The organism is Phenylobacterium sp. (assembly GCF_965284355.1).
In the GTDB taxonomy this organism is placed as follows: domain Bacteria; phylum Pseudomonadota; class Alphaproteobacteria; order Caulobacterales; family Caulobacteraceae; genus Phenylobacterium.
In genome coordinates this window covers 1182569-1200003 of the sequence record NZ_OZ260078.1, presented here as the reverse complement: position 1 = coordinate 1200003, position 17435 = coordinate 1182569, and the positions used below count along the sequence as shown (strand labels likewise).

Here is a 17435-nt window from a genome sequence, read left to right as displayed (position 1 = left end):
GCGACCCTGCCGCCAATCAGAAAACGCGGTATGGGAGGACGACGATGGCCGGGGTGAATCCGAACGGAACTCTGAAGGGCAAGGTGGCGCTGGTCACGGGCGCCAGCCGCGGCATCGGCGAGGCCATCGCCGTGCGCCTGGCCATGGAGGGCGCCAAGGTCGTGGCCTCGGCCCGCACTGCCGACACCGGCGAGAGCAAGCTTCCGGGCACGCTGGCCGCGACGGTCGAGCGAATCCGGGCGGCCGGCGGCGAGGCGACGGCGGTCAAGGCCGACCTCTCGATCGAGGCCGACCGCATCCGCCTGGTCGAGGAGACGGTCGCCGCCTACGGACCCGTCGACATCCTGGTCAACGACGCCGCGGTCACCTTCTTCATCCCGGTGGAGACCTTCCCCAAGAAGCGCTTCGACCTGATGTTCGAGGTCCAGGTGTGGGCGCCGCTCCACCTGACCCAGCTGGTCCTGCCGTCGATGCGCGAGCGCAAACAGGGCTGGATCACCAACATCTCGTCCGGCGCCGCCATCCATCCGCAGCAGCCCTACAACCGGCGCGGCGGCGGCACGATCTACGGCATGTGCAAGGCCGCGCTAGAGCGCTTCTCCACGGGCCTGGCCTCCGAGGTCTACGACGACAACGTCGCCGTCAACGTGATCTCGCCCGGGCTGGTCGACACCCCCGGGGTCGCCGTCCACGGCCTGATCACCGAGGCCACCAAGGACCGGGTCACGCCCATCGAGTACATCGCCGAGGCCGTCTACCAGCTCTCTGTCGGCGACCCCAAAACCATGACGGGCCGCATCGACCACGCCGCGCCGATGCTGCAAGAATTGGGGATCAAGCCCTCCGCGCTGGTTTGAGCCCCCATGATCGAGCAGATCCCATGATCGAACAGACCGTCGACATCGCCACCCGCGATGGGAAGACCACCACCTTCATCGTCCATCCCGAGCGGAACGGGCCGCATCCGATCATCCTGTTCTTCATGGATGCGCCCGCGATCCGCGAGGAGCTGCGCGACATGGCCCGGCGGATCGCCACCGCCGGCTACTACGTGATGCTGCCCAACCTCTACTACCGGAAGGGCGTCATGGAGCTGGCCGACCTGCCGCCGCTGCCCGAGGCCGAGGCGCGGGCGCGGATGTTCGAGCTGATGGGTTCGATCAACATCCCGCTGGTCATGAGCGACGCCGACGCCCTGCTGGACTTCGCCGATCGCGACCCGGCGGCCAGCCCCGGCCGAGCCGGCGCCATCGGCTACTGCATGAGCGGCCAGTACGCGATCAACGCCGCCGCGCGTCACCCCGAGCGGATCGCCTGCGCGGCCTCGCTCTACGGCGTGCAACTGGTCACCGATGCGCCCGACAGCCCGCACCTGGCGGCGCAGAAGACGAAGGCCGAGCTCTACTTCGCCTGCGCCGAGCACGACACCTATGCGCCGCTGGAGATGGTTCAGGCCTTGGACGCGTCGCTGAAGGCCGCTGGGGTGAATGCCGAGGTCGAGCTTTATCCCGGCGTCCACCACGGCTTCGCCTTCCCCCAACGCGGCGCGGTTTACGACAAGCCCGCGGCCGAGCGGCACTGGGAGCGGTTGTTCGCGCTCTTTGCACGGAATCTCGGCTAGGCTTCGCCATGGCGCGGATCACGCCCCTCTGGCAGTCGCCCGAGCTACGGGTCTACCGGTTCGACCACCCGGTCGAGCACGAGGACCAGAGCTACGAGGAGGTCGCACGCAAGCCCTAGGGGCGCTGCGCCACCACCGGTGAACTCTGCCTCAGCGCTGCAGAATGACCGCGCTGAGGTCGTCGATCAGGACATGGCCCGGTGTCAGATCGGCGCCGGAGTAGGCCTCTCGGGCGCCGCTGCCCGTGCGGCGCTGTCTGGCCGCCGCGGCTCGTCCGACGGAGCCCGCCAGCGGGTCGACCGTCGACAGCGACTTGGCGCCGCCGCTGCCCTTGGAGAACGTGAAGACGAGCCCTGTCTCTTCCTCGATGTCGGCGATCGGCGTCTGGTAGGTGTGGAAGGGCTCGAACGGGACCGCAGGCGCGGCCTCGATGCCGAACTTGTCGATCACCGGACCCTGGTCAAGGATGAAACCGGCCGCGAACAGTTCGCCTGACGCCGAGAGGGCGACGCCGATTTTCCAGTAGCGCGTCGGGTACTGGATGTCGGGAAACTTGCTGTAGGTGGGATCGCTCTCGCTGAGGATGGGGCCGGTGAAGACCTGAGCGGCGAAACGCTTCGATCTGATGGCGTTCTCGAGGAAGTGCCGCTCCAGCTCCTGCCAGATGTAGCCCAGTCCGTTGAACTTGGCGTGCTGCGGGGTGCAGTTCGTCCAATGGCAGGTGTCGTCGGCCGCCGCGATCGCGGTCTCGACGTCCTTGCCGTACTCCATGTCTTCGCGGCGGGTCAGGTGGCCCCGGTCGAAGTTGTTGCCCTTGTAGTAGAAGCCGCCCAGCTGCTGTTCGCGCGGCAGGCGCGGGTCGAAGCGCCACGTGTCGGGCGTGCGCCCGACCTTGAAGCGGTTGCCCCCGTCGATGTTCGCCGCCGTCCACAGCGCAAGCCGGCGCTTGGCGTGCATCAGCACGCTGTAGTTCGTGTACTTCAGGATGTAGTCGTCAGCCTTGGCGGACGTCTTGGACTTGCCGATCATGACGGCGGCGACGCTGGGGTAGCCGCCCTGCGGCTTCGGGACGTGAACCTTGAAGCCCGCCCCGAGGAAGTCTTCCTGGTAGCCGTTGCGCTTCGAGTAGTCGGGGTCGAAGTCGATATCGAGCTCGACGTCGACGTTGTTCACCTTCGTCTTGACGACTTTCTCGAGGAAAGACTCAACCGGTCCGGGCGGCGCGTTGCGCAACGTGACGCGCCCGTCGTCGGAAATGTCGAGGGTGACGGTGACACTGCGACTCATGTTGTCGGCGCTCCCTGAGGCTGGTGTTGGGTCCCGCTCTGCGGGCGGCGCGGATGGGGGCGCCCGCGACAGCAGGCGCTGGGTGAGGTCGTTCGCGCGGGCCGGCGTCATGTCGAAGACGTCCGCCAGGAGCGGGTCGGCGGCTCTGGCGCCTTTCAGCGTCTGGACGATGCGTGAGATGCGGATGCCTTCATTGGCCACCCACTTGATCGCGTCCTCGCTGTCGTTGGCCGGGTCGTAGTCACGGCCGTCGATCGTCTGCCAACGGCCGTCCTTCGTCTCGGGCACGCCGCTGTGGTGCAGCGCGACCACCTGCCAGGCGTTGTTGAACACCGGCGCGCCCGACGATCCGCCCAAGGTGTCGGTGGAGTACCAGAGCAGGTCCTCCGTGCGCTTCATCAGGTGGTTTTCCCGGACACACACCTGCTTCAGCCCGCCCTGCGGATGCTGGATGATGGTCAGCCACTCGCCCTCGAGCACCTTCCCCAGCGCGCCGATCAGCGGCAGGAAACCGTAGTCCGACAGGCGCTTCCCGGGGCCCCCCCGCTCAGCGACGGCCACCACCGTGAAGTCCAGCTCGGAATGGGTGAAGAAGAGGTCGTCCGGCGCGAGCGCGAACCGCGCCACATCCTTCTGTCGACCCAGGGCGTCCAGCTCGTAGTCGAACTCGGCGATGGAGCCCCTGGCCATCTCTGGACCCGGAAGGACATGGTTGTTCGTGAGCAGCACCCGCGGGGCGATCAGGAAGCCGCTGCCCCAGGCCACGCGCCGCCCGGAAGCGTCGGCGATATCGATACGGCAGATCGCGCGGGCCGCCAGCGCGCCCAGCTCCAGGTAGTTGACCGGCTGCAGCTCGTTGCCGGAGATGATCCGCTCGAGCGCGCGCTCGGCCATCTCCGTGCTGGGCGAGGTCGCGCCCAGGAAGTTCAGGCGGTTGGTCTTGGCCTGGGCGTCATCCAGCTCGTCGGGCGTCGCGTCCCGGGTCTGCGCCTTCAGCCTGGCCAGATCGAGGTGATCCGCCGCCGCGCGCTCCAACGCCTTGCGGACCTGGAGGTCGAGCCGGGCCTGCTGCAGCGACAATATCGGCATGTCAGTGGGCCCCCGCCACCGTGTCGCGGGCACTACATCACAACTTCCGAGCGATTCAAATGCCGACTACGACCGCCCTTGGGCGACGCTACCGCGGCCGCTGCGCCACCACGGGTGGAATCCACCCGGGCTCCAGCGCTCGGCGGGGGTGAAGCGATGTCACCATCCCCATGAAGGGCGCCCAGATGTCGTAGCCCAGCAGGGTCTGCAGGCGGGGCGACATGGTGCGCGCCTGTTCCGGCGGGACGCCCAGGAAGAAGTTCTCCTGCGTCCGCCCCCACGGTTCGCAATACTGATTGGTGAAGGCCAGCCGCGGTCGCTCGGTGTGGTTGGCGCCGCCGCGGTGGACGCAGGTTCCGGCCATGACCAGGCAGGCGCCGGCCGGCATCTCCATGGGAACCAGCTGCGACTCCATGGTCTCGTCGCCCGTCGCCCGCACGCTGTCGCCCAGGTCGCCCCACAGGTGGCTGCCCGGGATGACTTCGGTGGCTCCATTCTCGGCGGTGAAGGCGTCCACCGCGGCGATCACGGTCATGCTGATCGGCGGCCGCGGGCGCGGCTGGCGGTAGAAGCCGTCGTCGGTGTGCAGATCCTGGGCGGCCTCGCCCGGCAGGATCTGGATCGACTGGCTGGCGGTCAGCAGGTAGCCCGGCTGCAGGAACCGGTCGAGGATCGCCAGGACGCGCGGCTCCTCCGTGAGGTCCTCGAACACCTTGCCGCGGGCCACCAGGGTGTAGATCCGCTCGGTCGAGAACCCTTCGAACGCGTTGCGCCCGCGATGCTGGCCCATGTAGGGCGCCAGGCCCTCGCGCACCGCGCGGATCGCGGCCGCGTCCATGAAGTCCGGGATCACCGTGAACCCCCGTTCGCGGATCTCGGCGGCATGGCCGTCGGCGTCGAAGCGGGCCGTGGATTTGTCCATCGGGCGGCGTCTCCCTATTCTGTCCAGGATAACACGACCGTCCGGGAGGAGCCGACGATGACTGGAACCCTGAACATCCGCCGCGTGGCCGGCGCGCTGGGGGCCGAGATCACCGGCGTCGACCTGGCCCAGCCGCTGCCCGACGACACGATCGCGGCGATCCGCCGGGCGCTGGTCGAGCACCAGGTGATCTTCTTCCGGGACCAGAACCTCACGCCGGCCCAGCAGGTGGCGTTCGGCCGCCGCTTCGGCCCGCTGAACATCCACCCCTACGTCGCCGGCATGGCGGACCATCCCGAGGTGATGGAGATCGTCAAGGAGCCGTCCGACCGCATCAACTTCGGCGGCGGCTGGCATTCCGACATGAGCTTCCTGGAAACCCCGGCCATCGGCTCCATCCTCTATGCGGTCGAGCTGCCGGAGTGGGGCGGCGACACCCTGTTCTCCAGTCAGGCCGCGGCGTACGACGCCCTGTCGCCCGGCCTCAAGGCGACGCTGGAGGGGCTGAACGCCGTCCATTCCGCCAGCCGCGAGTACTCCGCCCAGGGCCACTCGGCCCAGAAGCGCGGCTCGATGAACGTGGCCGAGGCCGACGGCTATGTGGGCGAATACGTCCACCCGGTGGTGCTGGTCCACCCCGAGACGGGCCGCAAGGCGCTCTATGTGAACCCGGCTTTCACCCTGCGGCTTGAGGGCTGGAAGACCAGCGAATCCAAGGCGCTGCTGGACTATCTTTTCAACCACTGCCGCTACGAGGGCTTCACCTGCCGCTTCAGCTGGCGACCCGGCTCGGTGGCCTTCTGGGACAACCGCTCGGTCTGGCACTTCGCCCTCAACGACTACCCCGGCCAGCGCCGGCACATGCGCCGCGTCACGGTCGACCCGTGGTCTCAGGCGTCAAAGGTCGCAGCGGCGGCGGAGTAGGGCGACCTCTTCCAGAACAGCAGAACTGTCCTGCGAAAGCGGGGAGTGCGAAGCGGCCGGCCGGGCCCTACTTGGGAGGCGTCAAAGGAGAGACGTCATGAACATCGCCCTGGCCCTGATGAGCTTCGGTTTCACCATCACGATGGCGATCCCGCTGGTCGGCCCGATGCTGCTGAACGCCTTCTGAAGCAACTTTTGCTCTATGCGGCAACTCTTGCGAGCCCTGTGATAACTTGCCCCACGTAGTTGTACTTAGGCGCTGACCCTGAGTGGAGCGCGGCGTGACTGTTCCCCATTATCGGTCAAAAGAGGGGGGCATTCATGACGCGACGTCTGAGGGTTCTGGTCGCCGACGACCACGAGGCGCACCGACGTCTGCTGGACGACCTGTTCACGGCGCTGGGCTGCACCGTCACCACGGTGCCGGATGGCGAGAGCGCTGTGGCGGCCGGTCCTCGTTTCGACATCGTCTGCCTCGATCGCCATATGCCAGGGATCGGCGGAGAAGCGGCGGCCCGCCAGCTTCAGGGCAGCGCCTATCTCGTGGCCTGCACCTCGCATCCCGAGGGGATCGACGGCGCCTTCGACGCAATCCTGCCCAAACCGTTCTGCTGCTGCGAACTGGCCGAAATCGTGGAGGCCGCCTCGGCCGCCCGACGCGCCGGCCGCCGTCAGCGTCGCAGCACGCCCTGCGCGGCCGCGGACGCGGTCGCGAAGGTCGCCTGCAGGAGGTAACCGCCGGTCGGCGCTTCCCAGTCCAGCATTTCTCCAGCCACGAACACGCCGGGGCGGGACTTCAGCATCAGATCATGGTCGAGGGCCCCCAGGCGGATGCCCCCCGCCGACGAGATGGCGCGCGCCAGCCCCTGCACGCCGATCAGCGGGATCGGCGCGGCCTTGATGGCGGCGGCCAGGGCCGGAGGCGCGGCCGGCAGGTCCTTGCCGTGCGCCTCGCGCAGCAGGTTGATCTCGACCGGCGAGAGTTTCAGCGCCTTGCGAAGCTGGTTCGACAGCGACTGGCCGCCCCGGGCGCGGCTCAGCCGCCCCGCCAGATCGTCGGCCGTCATGTCCGGGCGCAGGTCGAAGCTGACCGTCGCCCCGCCCTTGGTCTCGATCGCTTCGCGCAACGGCGCCGACAACGCATAGAATACGCCGCCTTCGAGGCCGTAGCCCGCGACCATCGCCTCGCCCCGCGCGACACGGTCGTCGAACCTCAGCGCGATCCCCTTGAGCGGCTGGCCCGCGAAGCCGCGCATCACCGGGCTCCAGGCGACGTCGAAGCCCATGTTGGCGGGCCGGAAAGGCGCGATGTCAGGCAGCCAGGCGGTCCAGGCGCCATCCGACCCCAGCCGCGGCCAGCTCGCGCCGCCCAGCGCCAGCACCGTCGCATCCGGCCGCACGGTCGTCTCGCCCTCGGGAGACCGGAAGCGCAGCGCCCCGTCATCGGTCCAGCCCAGCCACTGGTGGCGGGTGCGGACCTCGACGCCCAGGTCGGACAGTCGCGCCAGCCAGGCCCGCAGCAGCGGCGAGGCCTTGAGCGCCCGGGGGAAGACCCGGCCCGACGACCCCACGAACGTCGGCTGGCCCAGCCCCTCGGCCCAGGCGATCAGCGCGCTGGGCGGAAACGCCTCGAGATGCGGCCGCAGCCACGCCGCCGCCTCACGGTAGCGCGCGGCGAAGGCCTCGAAGTCCTCGGAGTGGGTCAGGTTCAGGCCGCCACGTCCGGCCATCAGGAACTTGCGCCCCACCGACGGCATCTGTTCATAGACCGTCACCGCACAGCCCGCCGCGGCCAGTCGCTCGGCCGCGAACAGGCCCGCGGGCCCGCCGCCGATGATGGCGACCTTCGTCATGGGTTTGCCCTGGCGGCGATGAGGGGCTCCGCCCTATCTATGGTGGCGCTCATCGCCCCTCCCCAACGCGAAAGCAGGTGCGCCTCGTGAGGACCACCGTCTCGACCAAGATCCCGGCTGGTTCCCGGCTTCCGGAGATCTTCACGCCACGCGCGTGGTTCCAGGACGTCCAGTCCGCCCCCCTGACCGTTCGGCACGACACGATGCCCGACCTGTTCTTTTCGATCTTCGGTCACCATCCGTCCTGGATGAAGGGGATGCTAATCGCGCGAAACCGGCTCGCCGCGCGCTGGGGGCTGGCGGTGGCCCGGGACGACGAGATCCTCGCCCCGTCGGTCAAGCCATCCTATGCGGTGGGAGACCGGATCGGTCCATGGCCGACGTACGCGCTCGCGGAGGACGAGATCATCGCGGGCCGTGACAATCGCCATCTCGACTTCCGGGTCTCGATCCTGCGGACGCGGCGCGGGGAGGGCGTCGCCGTGACGGTCACGACGCTCTGCCAGCCGCACAATCTGGCCGGCAAGGCCTATCTGGTCGCGATCGCGCCCTTCCACATCCTCGGCATGCGCCGGTTGCTGGCCAATGCCGTCCAGAAGGGGCGGATCTGAGCCGACGCTCTAGGTCCCCGCCATCGCCAGCAAGGCCACCAGGCCGACCGTCATGCCCTTCAGGCTCTCGGGCTTGGCCACGTCGATCCATTCGTCCACCGCGTGTGCGCGGCCGCCTCCGCCCGCGCCCGAGCCGATGGTAACCGCCGGGATGCCCAGGCTGATCGGCACGTTGGAGTCGGTCGAGCCGGCGCCCAGGATCGGCGTGTAGCCGGCGCCGCGCACCGCGGCGGCCGTCATCTGCACGATCTCGGCGTCCTCGCGGGTGTTCCCGGTTGGCCGGTCGCCGATCAGCTTCACCTCGGCGCTGATCTTGCCGGCGGCGGTCGAGCGGGCCGCGTTCTCGCCCGCGACGGCGCCCTCGACGATCTGCAGGAACTGGCCGTCGATCTTGGCCAGCTCGTCCTTGCTCTCCGAGCGCATGTCCACTTCCAGCCAGATGGCGTCGGGGATCGAGTTCACCGACGTGCCGCCGCCGACCACGCTGGTCATGTAGGTGGTCTTGGGCTTGGTCGGCGTCTTGATCTTGTTCATCTCGACCACGGTCGCGCCCATCGCCGCCATCGGGTTCACCAGGCCATAAGCGCCATAGCTGTGGCCGCCCGGGCCCTTGAACGTCACCCGATAGCGCCGCGACCCCACCGCGCCGGACGTCACGCGCGGCGCGGACGTGCCGTCCATCGAGAAGAAGGCCGCGATGCGGTCCTTGTACTTGCCCTTGGTGAAGATATAGCGCGCCCCGCGCAGGTCGCCCGGACCTTCTTCGCCGACGTTGCCCACGAACAGGATGTCCCTGGTCGTCCTGATCTTGGCCGCGTCCAGCGCGCGGATGTAGCCCAGCAGCACGGCCAGCGAATGGGTGTCGTCGCCCACGCCCGGGGCGTGCAACTTGGTGCCCTCGCGGCGCACCTTCACGCTGACGTCTTCGGGGAAGACCGTGTCGAGGTGCGCCGCGATCACGACGATCTTGCCGTCCGGCTTGCCCGTGCCGCGGCGCAGGCCCATCACGTTGCCCTCGGCGTCCATCTCGACGTCGCTCAGGCCGTGCGCCTTCAGCATCTCCATGTAGGCCCGGGCGCGCTTCTCTTCCTTGAAGGGGGGCGCGGGGATCTCGGTCAGGGTGATGGTGTCGGCGACGATGCGGTCGTGTTCGGCGTCCAGGGCTGCGACCGCGGCCTTGAAGCCGGCGCTGCCGCGGATCTTGGCCACCGTCTTGTCGGCCTGGGCCGGCGTCACCACCACGGGCATCTGGTCGGCCGCGAAGGCCGGCGCGGCGATGGAGAACGCCAGGGCGGCGATCAGCGCGGACCGCGAAACACGTAACATCGAGATGGATTCCTTGCCTGCGAGCCAGGGCAATACAGCCGATCCCACTGCGCGCCGCCAGGGGGCCGGGCAAGAAGTTGCGGATTACCGGGAATTAATGCCCCGATCCGCCCCCCGCGCCTTGCCGCCGCCGCACCGCGCCCTCTAAGCCTTCGCGTCACAGGATGTAACGGGGGCCGCGTCACGTGCAGAATCGCCGGCAGATCATGATGGCCGCAGGCGCCGCCGCGGCGCTGGCCGCGACCCGCGTCGGCGCACAGCCGAGCGGCGCCGAAGCGCAGCTCACCGCCTTCCTCGATCAGGTGTTCAACGAGGCTCTGGAAGACAGCCCCGAGCTGGTCACCTCGCTGGGCCTCGACAAGGGCGAGCGCGCCGCCGCGAAGGCGCAGCTGCAGGACGCTTCGCTGGCCGGGGTGGCCAGGCGCCAGGCCCGCAACGCCGACCAGCTGCGCCGCCTCAGGCAGATCGACCGTAAGCAGCTCACCGGCATGGCGGCGGTCAACTACGACACCCTGCTGTTCGAGCTGGAAGCAACAGACGAAGGCGCCAGGCGCTTCAAGTACGGCGGCGCTGGCACGGGCAGCCCCTACGTTCTGGCCCAGATCTGCGGCGCCTGGCAGGACGTGCCCGATTTCCTCGACAGCCAGCATTCGGTCGAGAGCCGCGAGGACGCCCAGGCCTACCTGTCGCGCCTGAACGCCTTTGCCCGCACCCTGGACGACGAGATCGAGCGGGTGCGCCACGACGTGGGCCTGGGGGTCGTCCCGCCCGACTTCGCCATCGCCGGCGCGCTGGCGGGCATGAAGGTGCTGCGCCAGCCGGCCGACAAGTCGACCCTCGTCACCTCGTTCGCGGCCAAGGCCAAGGCCAAAGGCGTCGCCGGCGACTGGGCCGCCGAAGCGACCAAGGTCTACGAAGGCCGGGTTCTTCCCGCGCTGGACCGCCAGATGGCCCTGCTCGAGAGCCTGAAGGGCAAGGCCGTCCACGACGCCGGCATCTGGCGGCTGCCCGACGGGCAGGCCTACTACCGCCACGTCCTGGCCGCCCAGACGACCAGCAAGATCACGCCCGACGAAGTCTACAAGATGGGCCGCGACGTGACCGCCGAGCTGTCGGCCCGCGCCGACGTCCTGTTCAAGGAGATCGGCTTCACCAAGGGCACTGTGGGCGAGCGCTATATCGCCCTCTACGACAGCAAAAAGGGCGTCTACCCCAACACCGACGCCGGCAAGGCCCAGATCATCGCCGACCTGAACAAGGTGGTGCAGGCCATGCAGAAGCGCCTGCCGGAACAGTTCGGCACGCTGCCCAAGGCGCCGCTGGAGATCCGCCGCATTCCCCCCGCCACCGAGGGCGGTGCGTCCACCCACTACGAGTCGCCCAGCCTCGATGGCTCGCGCCCGGGGGTCTACTGGCTGAACCTGCGCGACACCGCCGAGAGCCCGTACTGGTTCCTGCCGACCACGACCTATCACGAGGGCGTCCCTGGCCATCACATGCAGATTGCCATGCAGCGCGAGGCCGACCTGCCGATGATCCGCCGCGTCATGGGCTTCGGCGCCTACGCCGAGGGCTGGGCGCTCTATTCCGAACAGGTCGTCCAGGAGATGGGGCTCTACAAGGGCGAGCCGCTGAACGAGCTGGGCTACATCCACGACGCCCTGCTGCGCTCGGCCCGTCTGGTCTGTGACAGCGGCCTGCATCACCTCAAGTGGAGCCGCGAGAAGGCCATCGCGGAGATGCGCGCCATCGAGGGCGACCCCGAGCCCCTGGCCGCCCAGGAGATCGAACGCTACTCGGTCTGGCCGGGCCAGGCCTGCAGCTACATGGTGGGCAAAGTCACCATCCTGCGCCTGCGCGAGAAGGCCAAGGCGGCCCTGGGCGCCAAGTACGACCCCCGCAAGTTCCACGACGCGGTCCTGCTCTCGGGTTCGATGCCCCTGACAGCCCTGGAAAACGTCGTCGACCTCTACATCGCAAAGACCAAGGCGTGAGCACAAAACCTTGATCTAGATAACGAACGTCATCCCCGGGCTTGTCCCGGGGACCCAGACACGAGGCGATGCAGGAAGGGGCGCGGCATTCCCGCCGCAGGCCCCCGCGGATGGCGGCGCTTCTGGGTGGCCAGGACAAGCCCGGCCATGACGATGATGAGTTGGGAGCGCTGAATTGAATCACATCGACCGCCGTACGTTCCTCGCGACCTCCGCCGTCGCGGCCGCCGTCGCGGCGTCTCCCGCGCTCGCCCAGCACACGCCGGAGGACGCGAAGCTCCGCGCGCTGTTCGACCGGATCTTCGAGGCCAACCTCGCGGCGAGCCCCGAAGCCGTTACGCGCCTGGGCCTCGACAAGGGCGAGCGCGCCGCGGCCAAGTCGAAGCTGGACAACGCCTCGATCCAGGCGCTGGACGAGTCCAAGGACCGCACGGTCAAGCAACTCGCCGAACTGAAGGCCATCGACCGGTCGAAGCTCAGCGCCTTCGACCAGGCCAACTACGACGCCGTGTACTTCACGCTCGAGGGCAATGCGGCGGCGGGCAAGCGCTACGCCTACGGCATGGAGGGCGCGGGCCAGCCGTACGTGCTCTCTCAGCTCACCGGCGCCTACCAGGACATCCCCGACTTCCTGGGCTCGCAGCACGGCATCGAGGTGAAGGCCGACGCCGACGCCTACCTGGAACGCCTCGTGGCGTTCGGCGTGGTGATGGACGAAGAGATCGGCCGCGTCCGCCGCGACGTCCAGCTGGGCGTCGTCCCGCCGGCGTTCATCCTCGAGCGGGCGATCGGCCAGATGCAGGGCCTGCGCGCCCCGGCGCCCGCGGACTCGCCCCTGGTCACCCAGCTGACCGGCCGGGTGAAGGCCAAGGGCATCGAAGGGAACTACGCCGCCGCCGCCCAGCGGGCCGTCGAGGCCTATGTCTACCCGGCCCTGGATCGCCAGATCGAACTTCTGACGTCGCTGCAGCCGCGCGCGACCCAGGAGGCCGGCGTCTGGAAACTGCCCGACGGCGAGGCCTACTACCGCGACGCGCTCAAGAACTTCACCACCACGACGCTCACGCCCAAAGAGGTCCACCAGATGGGCCTCGACACCGCCAGGGACCTGGGCGCGCGGGCCGAGGTGATCCTGGCCAGGCAGGGGATGACCAAGGGCACGGTGGGCGAACGGATCGCCGCCCTCTTCGCCGACACCAAATACCACTACGCCAACACCGACGCGGCCAAGGAACAGCTGATCGCCGACCTCAACAAGCTGGTCGCCGAGATCCGTCCGCGCCTGCCCGAGCAGTTCGGCGCTCTGCCCAAGGCCAATGTCGAGATCCGCCGCGTGCCCAAGTTCATCGAGGCCGGCGCGCCGGGCGGCTACTACAACCGGCCCGCCCTGGATGGCTCGCGTCCCGGCATCTACTGGATCAATCTGCGCGACAGCGCCGAGAACCCCTCGTGGACGCTCAAGACGCTGACCTACCACGAGAGCATCCCGGGCCATCATCTGCAGCGCTCGCTGCAGCAGGAGGCCGACCTGCCGATGCTGCGCCGGACCGCCGGCTTCCCCGCCTTCGCCGAGGGCTGGGCGCTCTACTCCGAGCAGGTCGCGCTCGAGATGGGCATGTACAAGGACGACCCGCTGGGCGAGCTGGGCCAGATCCAGGCCTCGCTGTTCCGCGCGGCGCGCCTGGTCGTCGACACCGGCCTGCACGCCATGAAGTGGAGCCGCGAGAAGGCCATCGACACCATGGTCTCCATCGACGGCAGCCCGCGCTCGTCGGCCACCACAGAGATCGAGCGCTACTGCATCCGCCCGGGCCAGGCCTGCGCCTACATGGTGGGCAAGCTCACCTGGCTGCGCCTCAGGGCGAAAGCGCAGGCCGCGCTCGGCCCCAGCTTCGACATCCGCAAGTTCCACGACGCCGTCCTGCTCGGCGGCGCCATGCCCCTCACCGTGGCCGAAGGCGTCGTCGACCGCTGGATCGCCGCCAACAAGGCCTGAGACCGATGAACGCCATCCACCGCCGCAGCTTCCTCGCCACCACCGCGGCCGCGGGCCTCGCCACGGCAGCGCCCGCCTGGGCCCAGGCGCGCGATCCCAAGGTCGCCGAACAGTCCAGGGCGCTCACCGCCTTCCTCGACGCCCAGTACGAGGAAGAGTTGCAGATGGACCCCGAGGAGCTGACCTCCCAGGGGCGCAAGGAGCACTACGACAAGCTCACCGACCGCAGCGAGGCGGCGGCCGACAAGGCGCTGGCCTGGCGCCGGCAGAGTGTCGCCAAGATGAAGGCCCGCTTCAACCCGGCCCAGCTGGATGACGCGGCCCGCACCTCGTACGACATGTGGGCGCTGGAGCTGGAGCGGTCGCAGCTGCGCGCCAAGTGGCGCCGTCACCGCTACGTCTTCGCCCGCGGCTCGGCCCACGTCGGGCTGCCCAATTTCCTGATCAACTTCCACCGCGTGGACCAGCCGTCCGACCTCGACGCCTACGTGGCCCGGATCGGGCGGATCGACGAGGCGCTGGACACGCTGCTGGTGCGGGCCAGGGCCGCCGCCGCCGACGGCGTGCGCATGCCGCGCTTCGACTACAAGCAGGGCCTGTCCGACATCGCCCGCGTCACCAAGGGCGCGCCGTTCACCGACGGCCCGGACTCGCCGCTCTTTGCCGACTTCAAGACGAAGACCGAGGCCCTGCGCGCCGCCGGCAAGATCACCCAGGCCCAGGCCGACGGCTACGTGAAGGCCGCCGCCGCGGCCATGACCGGCCAGATGCTGCCCGCCTACGGCCGCGTGGTCGCCTGGCTCAACGAGGACATGCCGAACACGGCCGAGGCCGCCGCCGGCGCCCACGCGCTCCCCAACGGCCGCGCCTACTACGCCGACATGCTGAAGCTGCAGACCACCACCGACATGACGGCCGACGAGATCCACGACCTGGGCCTCAGCGAAGTGGCCCGCATCCGCGGCGAGATGGAGGTGGTCAAGGCCAGGACCGGCTTCACGGGCACGCTGCCCGAGTTCTTCGTCTTCATGCGCACCGACAAGCGCTTCTACTTCCCCAACACCGACGCGGGCCGCCAGGAGTATCTCGCCAAGGCCGACGCCTACCTCGCCGGCATCAAGAAGAAGCTGCCCGAGTATTTCGGCATCCTGCCCAAGGCCGACCTGGTGGTTCGCCGCGTCGAGGCGTTCCGCGAGATCCCCGGCGCCGCCCAGCACTACTTCGCCGGCACGCCCGACGGCTCGCGCCCGGGCATCTTCTACTCGCACCTCAGCGACATGAACGCGATGCCCAGCTACCAGCTGGAGAACATCGCCTACCACGAGGGCCTGCCCGGCCATCACATGCAGATCTCGATCGCCCAGGAGCTGACCGGGCTGCCCAAGTTCCGCACCCAGTACGGCTACACCGCCTTCTCGGAAGGGTGGGGGCTCTACTCCGAGGCGCTGGCCAAGGAGATGGGCTTCGACGCCGACCCCTACAACGACTTCGGGCGGCTCTCGGGCGAGATCTGGCGGGCGATCCGGCTCGTGGTCGACACCGGCATCCACCACAAGGCCTGGAGCGAGGAGCAGGCGGTCGCCTACTTCCTGGCCAACTCGGCCCAGCCCGAGGCCGCGGTCCGCGCCGAGATCCAGCGCTACTTCCTCAATCCCGGCCAGGCCACCTGCTACAAGATCGGCATGATCCGCCTGCAGCAGCTGCGCGACGAGAGCCGTCGCGAGCTGGGGCCGAAGTTCGACTACCGCAAGTTCCACGACGTGGTCCTGGGCGGCGGCGCGCTGCCCCTGCCGGTGGTCGAAACCAACGTCCGCCGCTGGATCGCGAGCCAGAAGGCGGCCTGAGCATCAGCGAAGCGGGGGGCGCCTTTCAGGCCATCTAACTCGACATCCCCCGTCAAAGGGCCTTCGATGCCGCCCAACGAACAAGGGAGGACGCCATGCCGCGCGCACAGGCGAACGGGATCGAGCTCGAGTACGACGTCACGGGGCCGGACGACGGCGATCCGCTGCTGCTGATCATGGGCCTGGGCGCCCAGATGACCCGCTGGCCCAGCGCCTTCGTCGACAAGCTGGCGGCCCACGGCCTCCGGGTCATCCGCTTCGACAACCGCGACGTCGGCCTCTCGACCAAGCTGAAAGGGACGCCCGACTTCCCGGCGATGTTCAAGGCGCTGAGCGAGGGCCGGACGCCCGACGTGCCGTATCTGCTGGACGACATGGCCAGGGACGCTGTGGGCCTGCTGGACGCGCTGGGGATCGAACGCGCGCACATCGTCGGCGCCTCGCTGGGCGGCATGGTGGCCCAGCTGGTGGCGGCCGATCACGCCTCGCGGACGCTGTCGCTCACCTCGATCATGTCCACCACCGGCAACCGCAGCCTGCCCCCCGCCAAGCCCGAGGCCATTGCGGTGCTGAACGACCGCGGCCCTGACCCGCTGGTGGATTTCGAAGGCTATCTCGCCCACAGCGTGAAGGGCGCCTTCGCGGTCGGCTCGCCCGGCTATCCGCCCGACCCGGAGGAGGCGAAGCTGCGCATCCGCAACGACTTCAACCGCAGCTATTCACCCGCCGGTTTCCAGCGCCAGTACGCGGCCGCCGCGGCCTCGCCCGACCGCCGGCCCAAGCTCGCGACCATCACGGCGCCCACCGTCGTCCTCCACGGCGCCGACGACCCGCTGGTGCCGCTTGCGGGCGGCGAGGACACGGCCACCAACATCCCCGGCGCCGAGCTGGTGGTGATCCCCGGCATGGGCCACGACTTCCCGCCGGCCCTCTACAACACTCTCGTCGACGGCATCCTGAAGGCCGTGACGCGCGCCAAGGCGGAGGCCGCCTGATGCCGACGCTGCAGCGCCCGGACGGCGTGAACCTCTACTACGAGGTCCACGGAACCGGCCCCACCATCCTCCTCACCCATGGCTACTCCGCCACCTCCCAGATGTGGCAGGGCCAGGTCGAGGCCCTGTCGAAGGACCACCAGCTGGTGATCTGGGACATGCGCGGCCACGGCCAGTCCGACAGCCCGGACGATCCGGCGCTCTACTCCGAGCCCGCGACCGTGGCCGACATGGCCGCGCTGCTCGACACGGTCGGCGCCAGGTCGGCCATCATCGGCGGCCTCTCGCTGGGCGGCTACATGTCGCTGGCCTTCCACCGCGTGCATCCCGATCGCACCGAGGCGCTGCTGATCATCGACACCGGCCCAGGCTACAAGAACGACGAGGCCCGCGAGGGCTGGAACCGCACGTCCCTCAAGACCGCCCAGCGCTACGAGACCGAAGGCCTGAAGGGGCTGGAGGCCGGCAGCCCCGAACGCCGCCTGGCCCGCCATCGCAGCGCCAAGGGCCTGGCGCTGGCCGCCCGCGGCATGCTCACCCAGCGCGACGCCGGCGTGATCCTGTCGCTGCCCGACATCCGCGTTCCGTCCATCGTGGTCGTGGGCTCGGAGGACACGCCCTTCCTGGCCGCCGGCGACTACATGGCCGCCAAGATCCCCGGCGCGAAGAAGGCGGTCATCGAGGGCGCCGGCCACGCCGCCAACATCGACCAGCCCGAAGCGTTCAACGCTGCGATCGTCGGGTTTCTGGAGGGGCTGAGTTAGCCCCTCACTCCCCACCCGTTGTCATCCCGGTTTTGGCCGCAGGCCAAACACCGGGACCCACGATCAAGCTCCGAGCTCAACGCAGCCGTAGGCGCCGCGCCTGGTCATGGGTCCCGGTCTTTCGCTTGCGCGAAAACCGGGATGACAACCGGAAAGGGGTAGCGCACACCGCCCATCCGCTCATAACCGACTGCGAGTACAGTAGCCGC

14 protein-coding genes are annotated in these 17435 nt (G+C 69.0%); 10 read left to right on the top strand and 4 right to left on the bottom strand.

Going from position 1 to position 17435, the window contains the following annotated elements; genetic code table 11:
* Positions 1 to 44 precede the first annotated feature (44 nt).
* Both ACQ66R_RS05770 and ACQ66R_RS05765 read left to right on the top strand, forming a co-directional pair.
* Positions 45 to 857, top strand: a complete 813-nt coding sequence (locus tag ACQ66R_RS05770) for an SDR family NAD(P)-dependent oxidoreductase (protein ID WP_430420036.1) — start codon at positions 45 to 47, stop codon at positions 855 to 857.
* Positions 858 to 880: 23 nt separating this feature from the next.
* Positions 881 to 1621: a dienelactone hydrolase family protein gene (locus ACQ66R_RS05765; RefSeq protein WP_430420034.1), complete on the top strand. Its 741-nt coding sequence runs from the start codon at positions 881 to 883 to the stop codon at positions 1619 to 1621.
* A 150-nt stretch (positions 1622 to 1771) separates the two neighbouring features.
* Here the strand turns inward: ACQ66R_RS05765 and ACQ66R_RS05760 are convergent, their stop codons facing one another.
* Both ACQ66R_RS05760 and ACQ66R_RS05755 read right to left on the bottom strand, forming a co-directional pair.
* Entirely contained in the window at positions 1772 to 3997 is a 2226-nt protein-coding gene (locus ACQ66R_RS05760) for a DNA/RNA non-specific endonuclease (protein WP_430420032.1), read from the bottom strand.
* 88 nt (positions 3998 to 4085) lie between these two features.
* A complete protein-coding gene (locus tag ACQ66R_RS05755) occupies positions 4086 to 4919 on the bottom strand; it encodes a phytanoyl-CoA dioxygenase family protein (RefSeq protein ID WP_430420030.1) in 834 nt (277 codons plus the stop codon).
* Between the two features lie 57 nt (positions 4920 to 4976).
* Here ACQ66R_RS05755 and ACQ66R_RS05750 point away from each other — a divergent pair, with 57 nt between their 5' ends.
* Entirely contained in the window at positions 4977 to 5843 is an 867-nt protein-coding gene (locus ACQ66R_RS05750) for a TauD/TfdA dioxygenase family protein (protein WP_430420028.1), read from the top strand.
* A 321-nt stretch (positions 5844 to 6164) separates the two neighbouring features.
* The gene (locus tag ACQ66R_RS05745) at positions 6165 to 6578 is read left to right on the top strand and encodes a response regulator (RefSeq protein ID WP_430420026.1); all 414 of its coding nucleotides are present in this window, start codon (positions 6165 to 6167) and stop codon (positions 6576 to 6578) included.
* Here the strand turns inward: ACQ66R_RS05745 and ACQ66R_RS05740 are convergent.
* Positions 6515 to 7696 (bottom strand): TIGR03862 family flavoprotein, encoded by a 1182-nt coding sequence (locus ACQ66R_RS05740; protein ID WP_430420024.1) that lies wholly within the window; start codon positions 7694 to 7696, stop codon positions 6515 to 6517. The two genes, ACQ66R_RS05745 and ACQ66R_RS05740, sit on opposite strands and share 64 nt — an antisense overlap.
* Positions 7697 to 7782: 86 nt before the next feature.
* Here ACQ66R_RS05740 and ACQ66R_RS05735 point away from each other — a divergent pair, with 86 nt between their 5' ends.
* Complete coding sequence (locus tag ACQ66R_RS05735; protein ID WP_430420022.1) at positions 7783 to 8307, top strand: DUF2867 domain-containing protein; 525 nt, start codon at positions 7783 to 7785, stop codon at positions 8305 to 8307.
* A gap of 9 nt (positions 8308 to 8316) precedes the next feature.
* Here the strand turns inward: ACQ66R_RS05735 and ACQ66R_RS05730 are convergent, their stop codons facing one another.
* Positions 8317 to 9633 carry a M20/M25/M40 family metallo-hydrolase gene (locus ACQ66R_RS05730; RefSeq protein WP_430420020.1) on the bottom strand — a complete coding sequence of 439 codons (1317 nt, stop codon included), beginning with the start codon at positions 9631 to 9633 and terminating at the stop codon, positions 8317 to 8319.
* A gap of 206 nt (positions 9634 to 9839) precedes the next feature.
* Here ACQ66R_RS05730 and ACQ66R_RS05725 point away from each other — a divergent pair, with 206 nt between their 5' ends.
* The 5 genes from ACQ66R_RS05725 (at position 9840) to ACQ66R_RS05705 (ending at position 17226) form a co-directional block, all read left to right on the top strand.
* The gene (locus ACQ66R_RS05725) at positions 9840 to 11627 is read left to right on the top strand and encodes a DUF885 domain-containing protein (protein ID WP_430426218.1); all 1788 of its coding nucleotides are present in this window, start codon (positions 9840 to 9842) and stop codon (positions 11625 to 11627) included.
* Positions 11628 to 11811: 184 nt separating this feature from the next.
* Positions 11812 to 13623, top strand: coding sequence for a DUF885 domain-containing protein (locus ACQ66R_RS05720; RefSeq protein WP_430426216.1), 1812 nt, complete (start codon positions 11812 to 11814; stop codon positions 13621 to 13623).
* A gap of 5 nt (positions 13624 to 13628) precedes the next feature.
* Positions 13629 to 15467, top strand: a complete 1839-nt coding sequence (locus tag ACQ66R_RS05715) for a DUF885 domain-containing protein (protein WP_430420018.1) — start codon at positions 13629 to 13631, stop codon at positions 15465 to 15467.
* 95 nt (positions 15468 to 15562) lie between these two features.
* A complete protein-coding gene (locus ACQ66R_RS05710; RefSeq protein WP_430420016.1) occupies positions 15563 to 16462 on the top strand; it encodes an alpha/beta fold hydrolase in 900 nt (299 codons plus the stop codon).
* Positions 16462 to 17226, top strand: coding sequence for an alpha/beta fold hydrolase (locus ACQ66R_RS05705; RefSeq protein ID WP_430420014.1), 765 nt, complete (start codon positions 16462 to 16464; stop codon positions 17224 to 17226). Before ACQ66R_RS05710 ends, ACQ66R_RS05705 begins: the two co-directional genes overlap by 1 nt.
* The last annotated feature ends 209 nt before the right edge of the window (positions 17227 to 17435 follow it).

Coding starts and splice junctions, on each gene's coding strand:
- ACQ66R_RS05705 (WP_430420014.1), top strand. CDS start 16,462: ATGCCGACGCTGCAGCGCCCGGACGGCGTGAACCTCTACTACGAGGTC.
- ACQ66R_RS05745 (WP_430420026.1), top strand. CDS start 6,165: ATGACGCGACGTCTGAGGGTTCTGGTCGCCGACGACCACGAGGCGCAC.
- ACQ66R_RS05740 (WP_430420024.1), bottom strand. CDS start 7,696: ATGACGAAGGTCGCCATCATCGGCGGCGGGCCCGCGGGCCTGTTCGCG.
- ACQ66R_RS05725 (WP_430426218.1), top strand. CDS start 9,840: ATGATGGCCGCAGGCGCCGCCGCGGCGCTGGCCGCGACCCGCGTCGGC.
- ACQ66R_RS05750 (WP_430420028.1), top strand. CDS start 4,977: ATGACTGGAACCCTGAACATCCGCCGCGTGGCCGGCGCGCTGGGGGCC.
- ACQ66R_RS05765 (WP_430420034.1), top strand. CDS start 881: ATGATCGAACAGACCGTCGACATCGCCACCCGCGATGGGAAGACCACC.
- ACQ66R_RS05770 (WP_430420036.1), top strand. CDS start 45: ATGGCCGGGGTGAATCCGAACGGAACTCTGAAGGGCAAGGTGGCGCTG.
- ACQ66R_RS05760 (WP_430420032.1), bottom strand. CDS start 3,997: ATGCCGATATTGTCGCTGCAGCAGGCCCGGCTCGACCTCCAGGTCCGC.
- ACQ66R_RS05715 (WP_430420018.1), top strand. CDS start 13,629: ATGAACGCCATCCACCGCCGCAGCTTCCTCGCCACCACCGCGGCCGCG.
- ACQ66R_RS05755 (WP_430420030.1), bottom strand. CDS start 4,919: ATGGACAAATCCACGGCCCGCTTCGACGCCGACGGCCATGCCGCCGAG.
- ACQ66R_RS05730 (WP_430420020.1), bottom strand. CDS start 9,633: ATGTTACGTGTTTCGCGGTCCGCGCTGATCGCCGCCCTGGCGTTCTCC.
- ACQ66R_RS05710 (WP_430420016.1), top strand. CDS start 15,563: ATGCCGCGCGCACAGGCGAACGGGATCGAGCTCGAGTACGACGTCACG.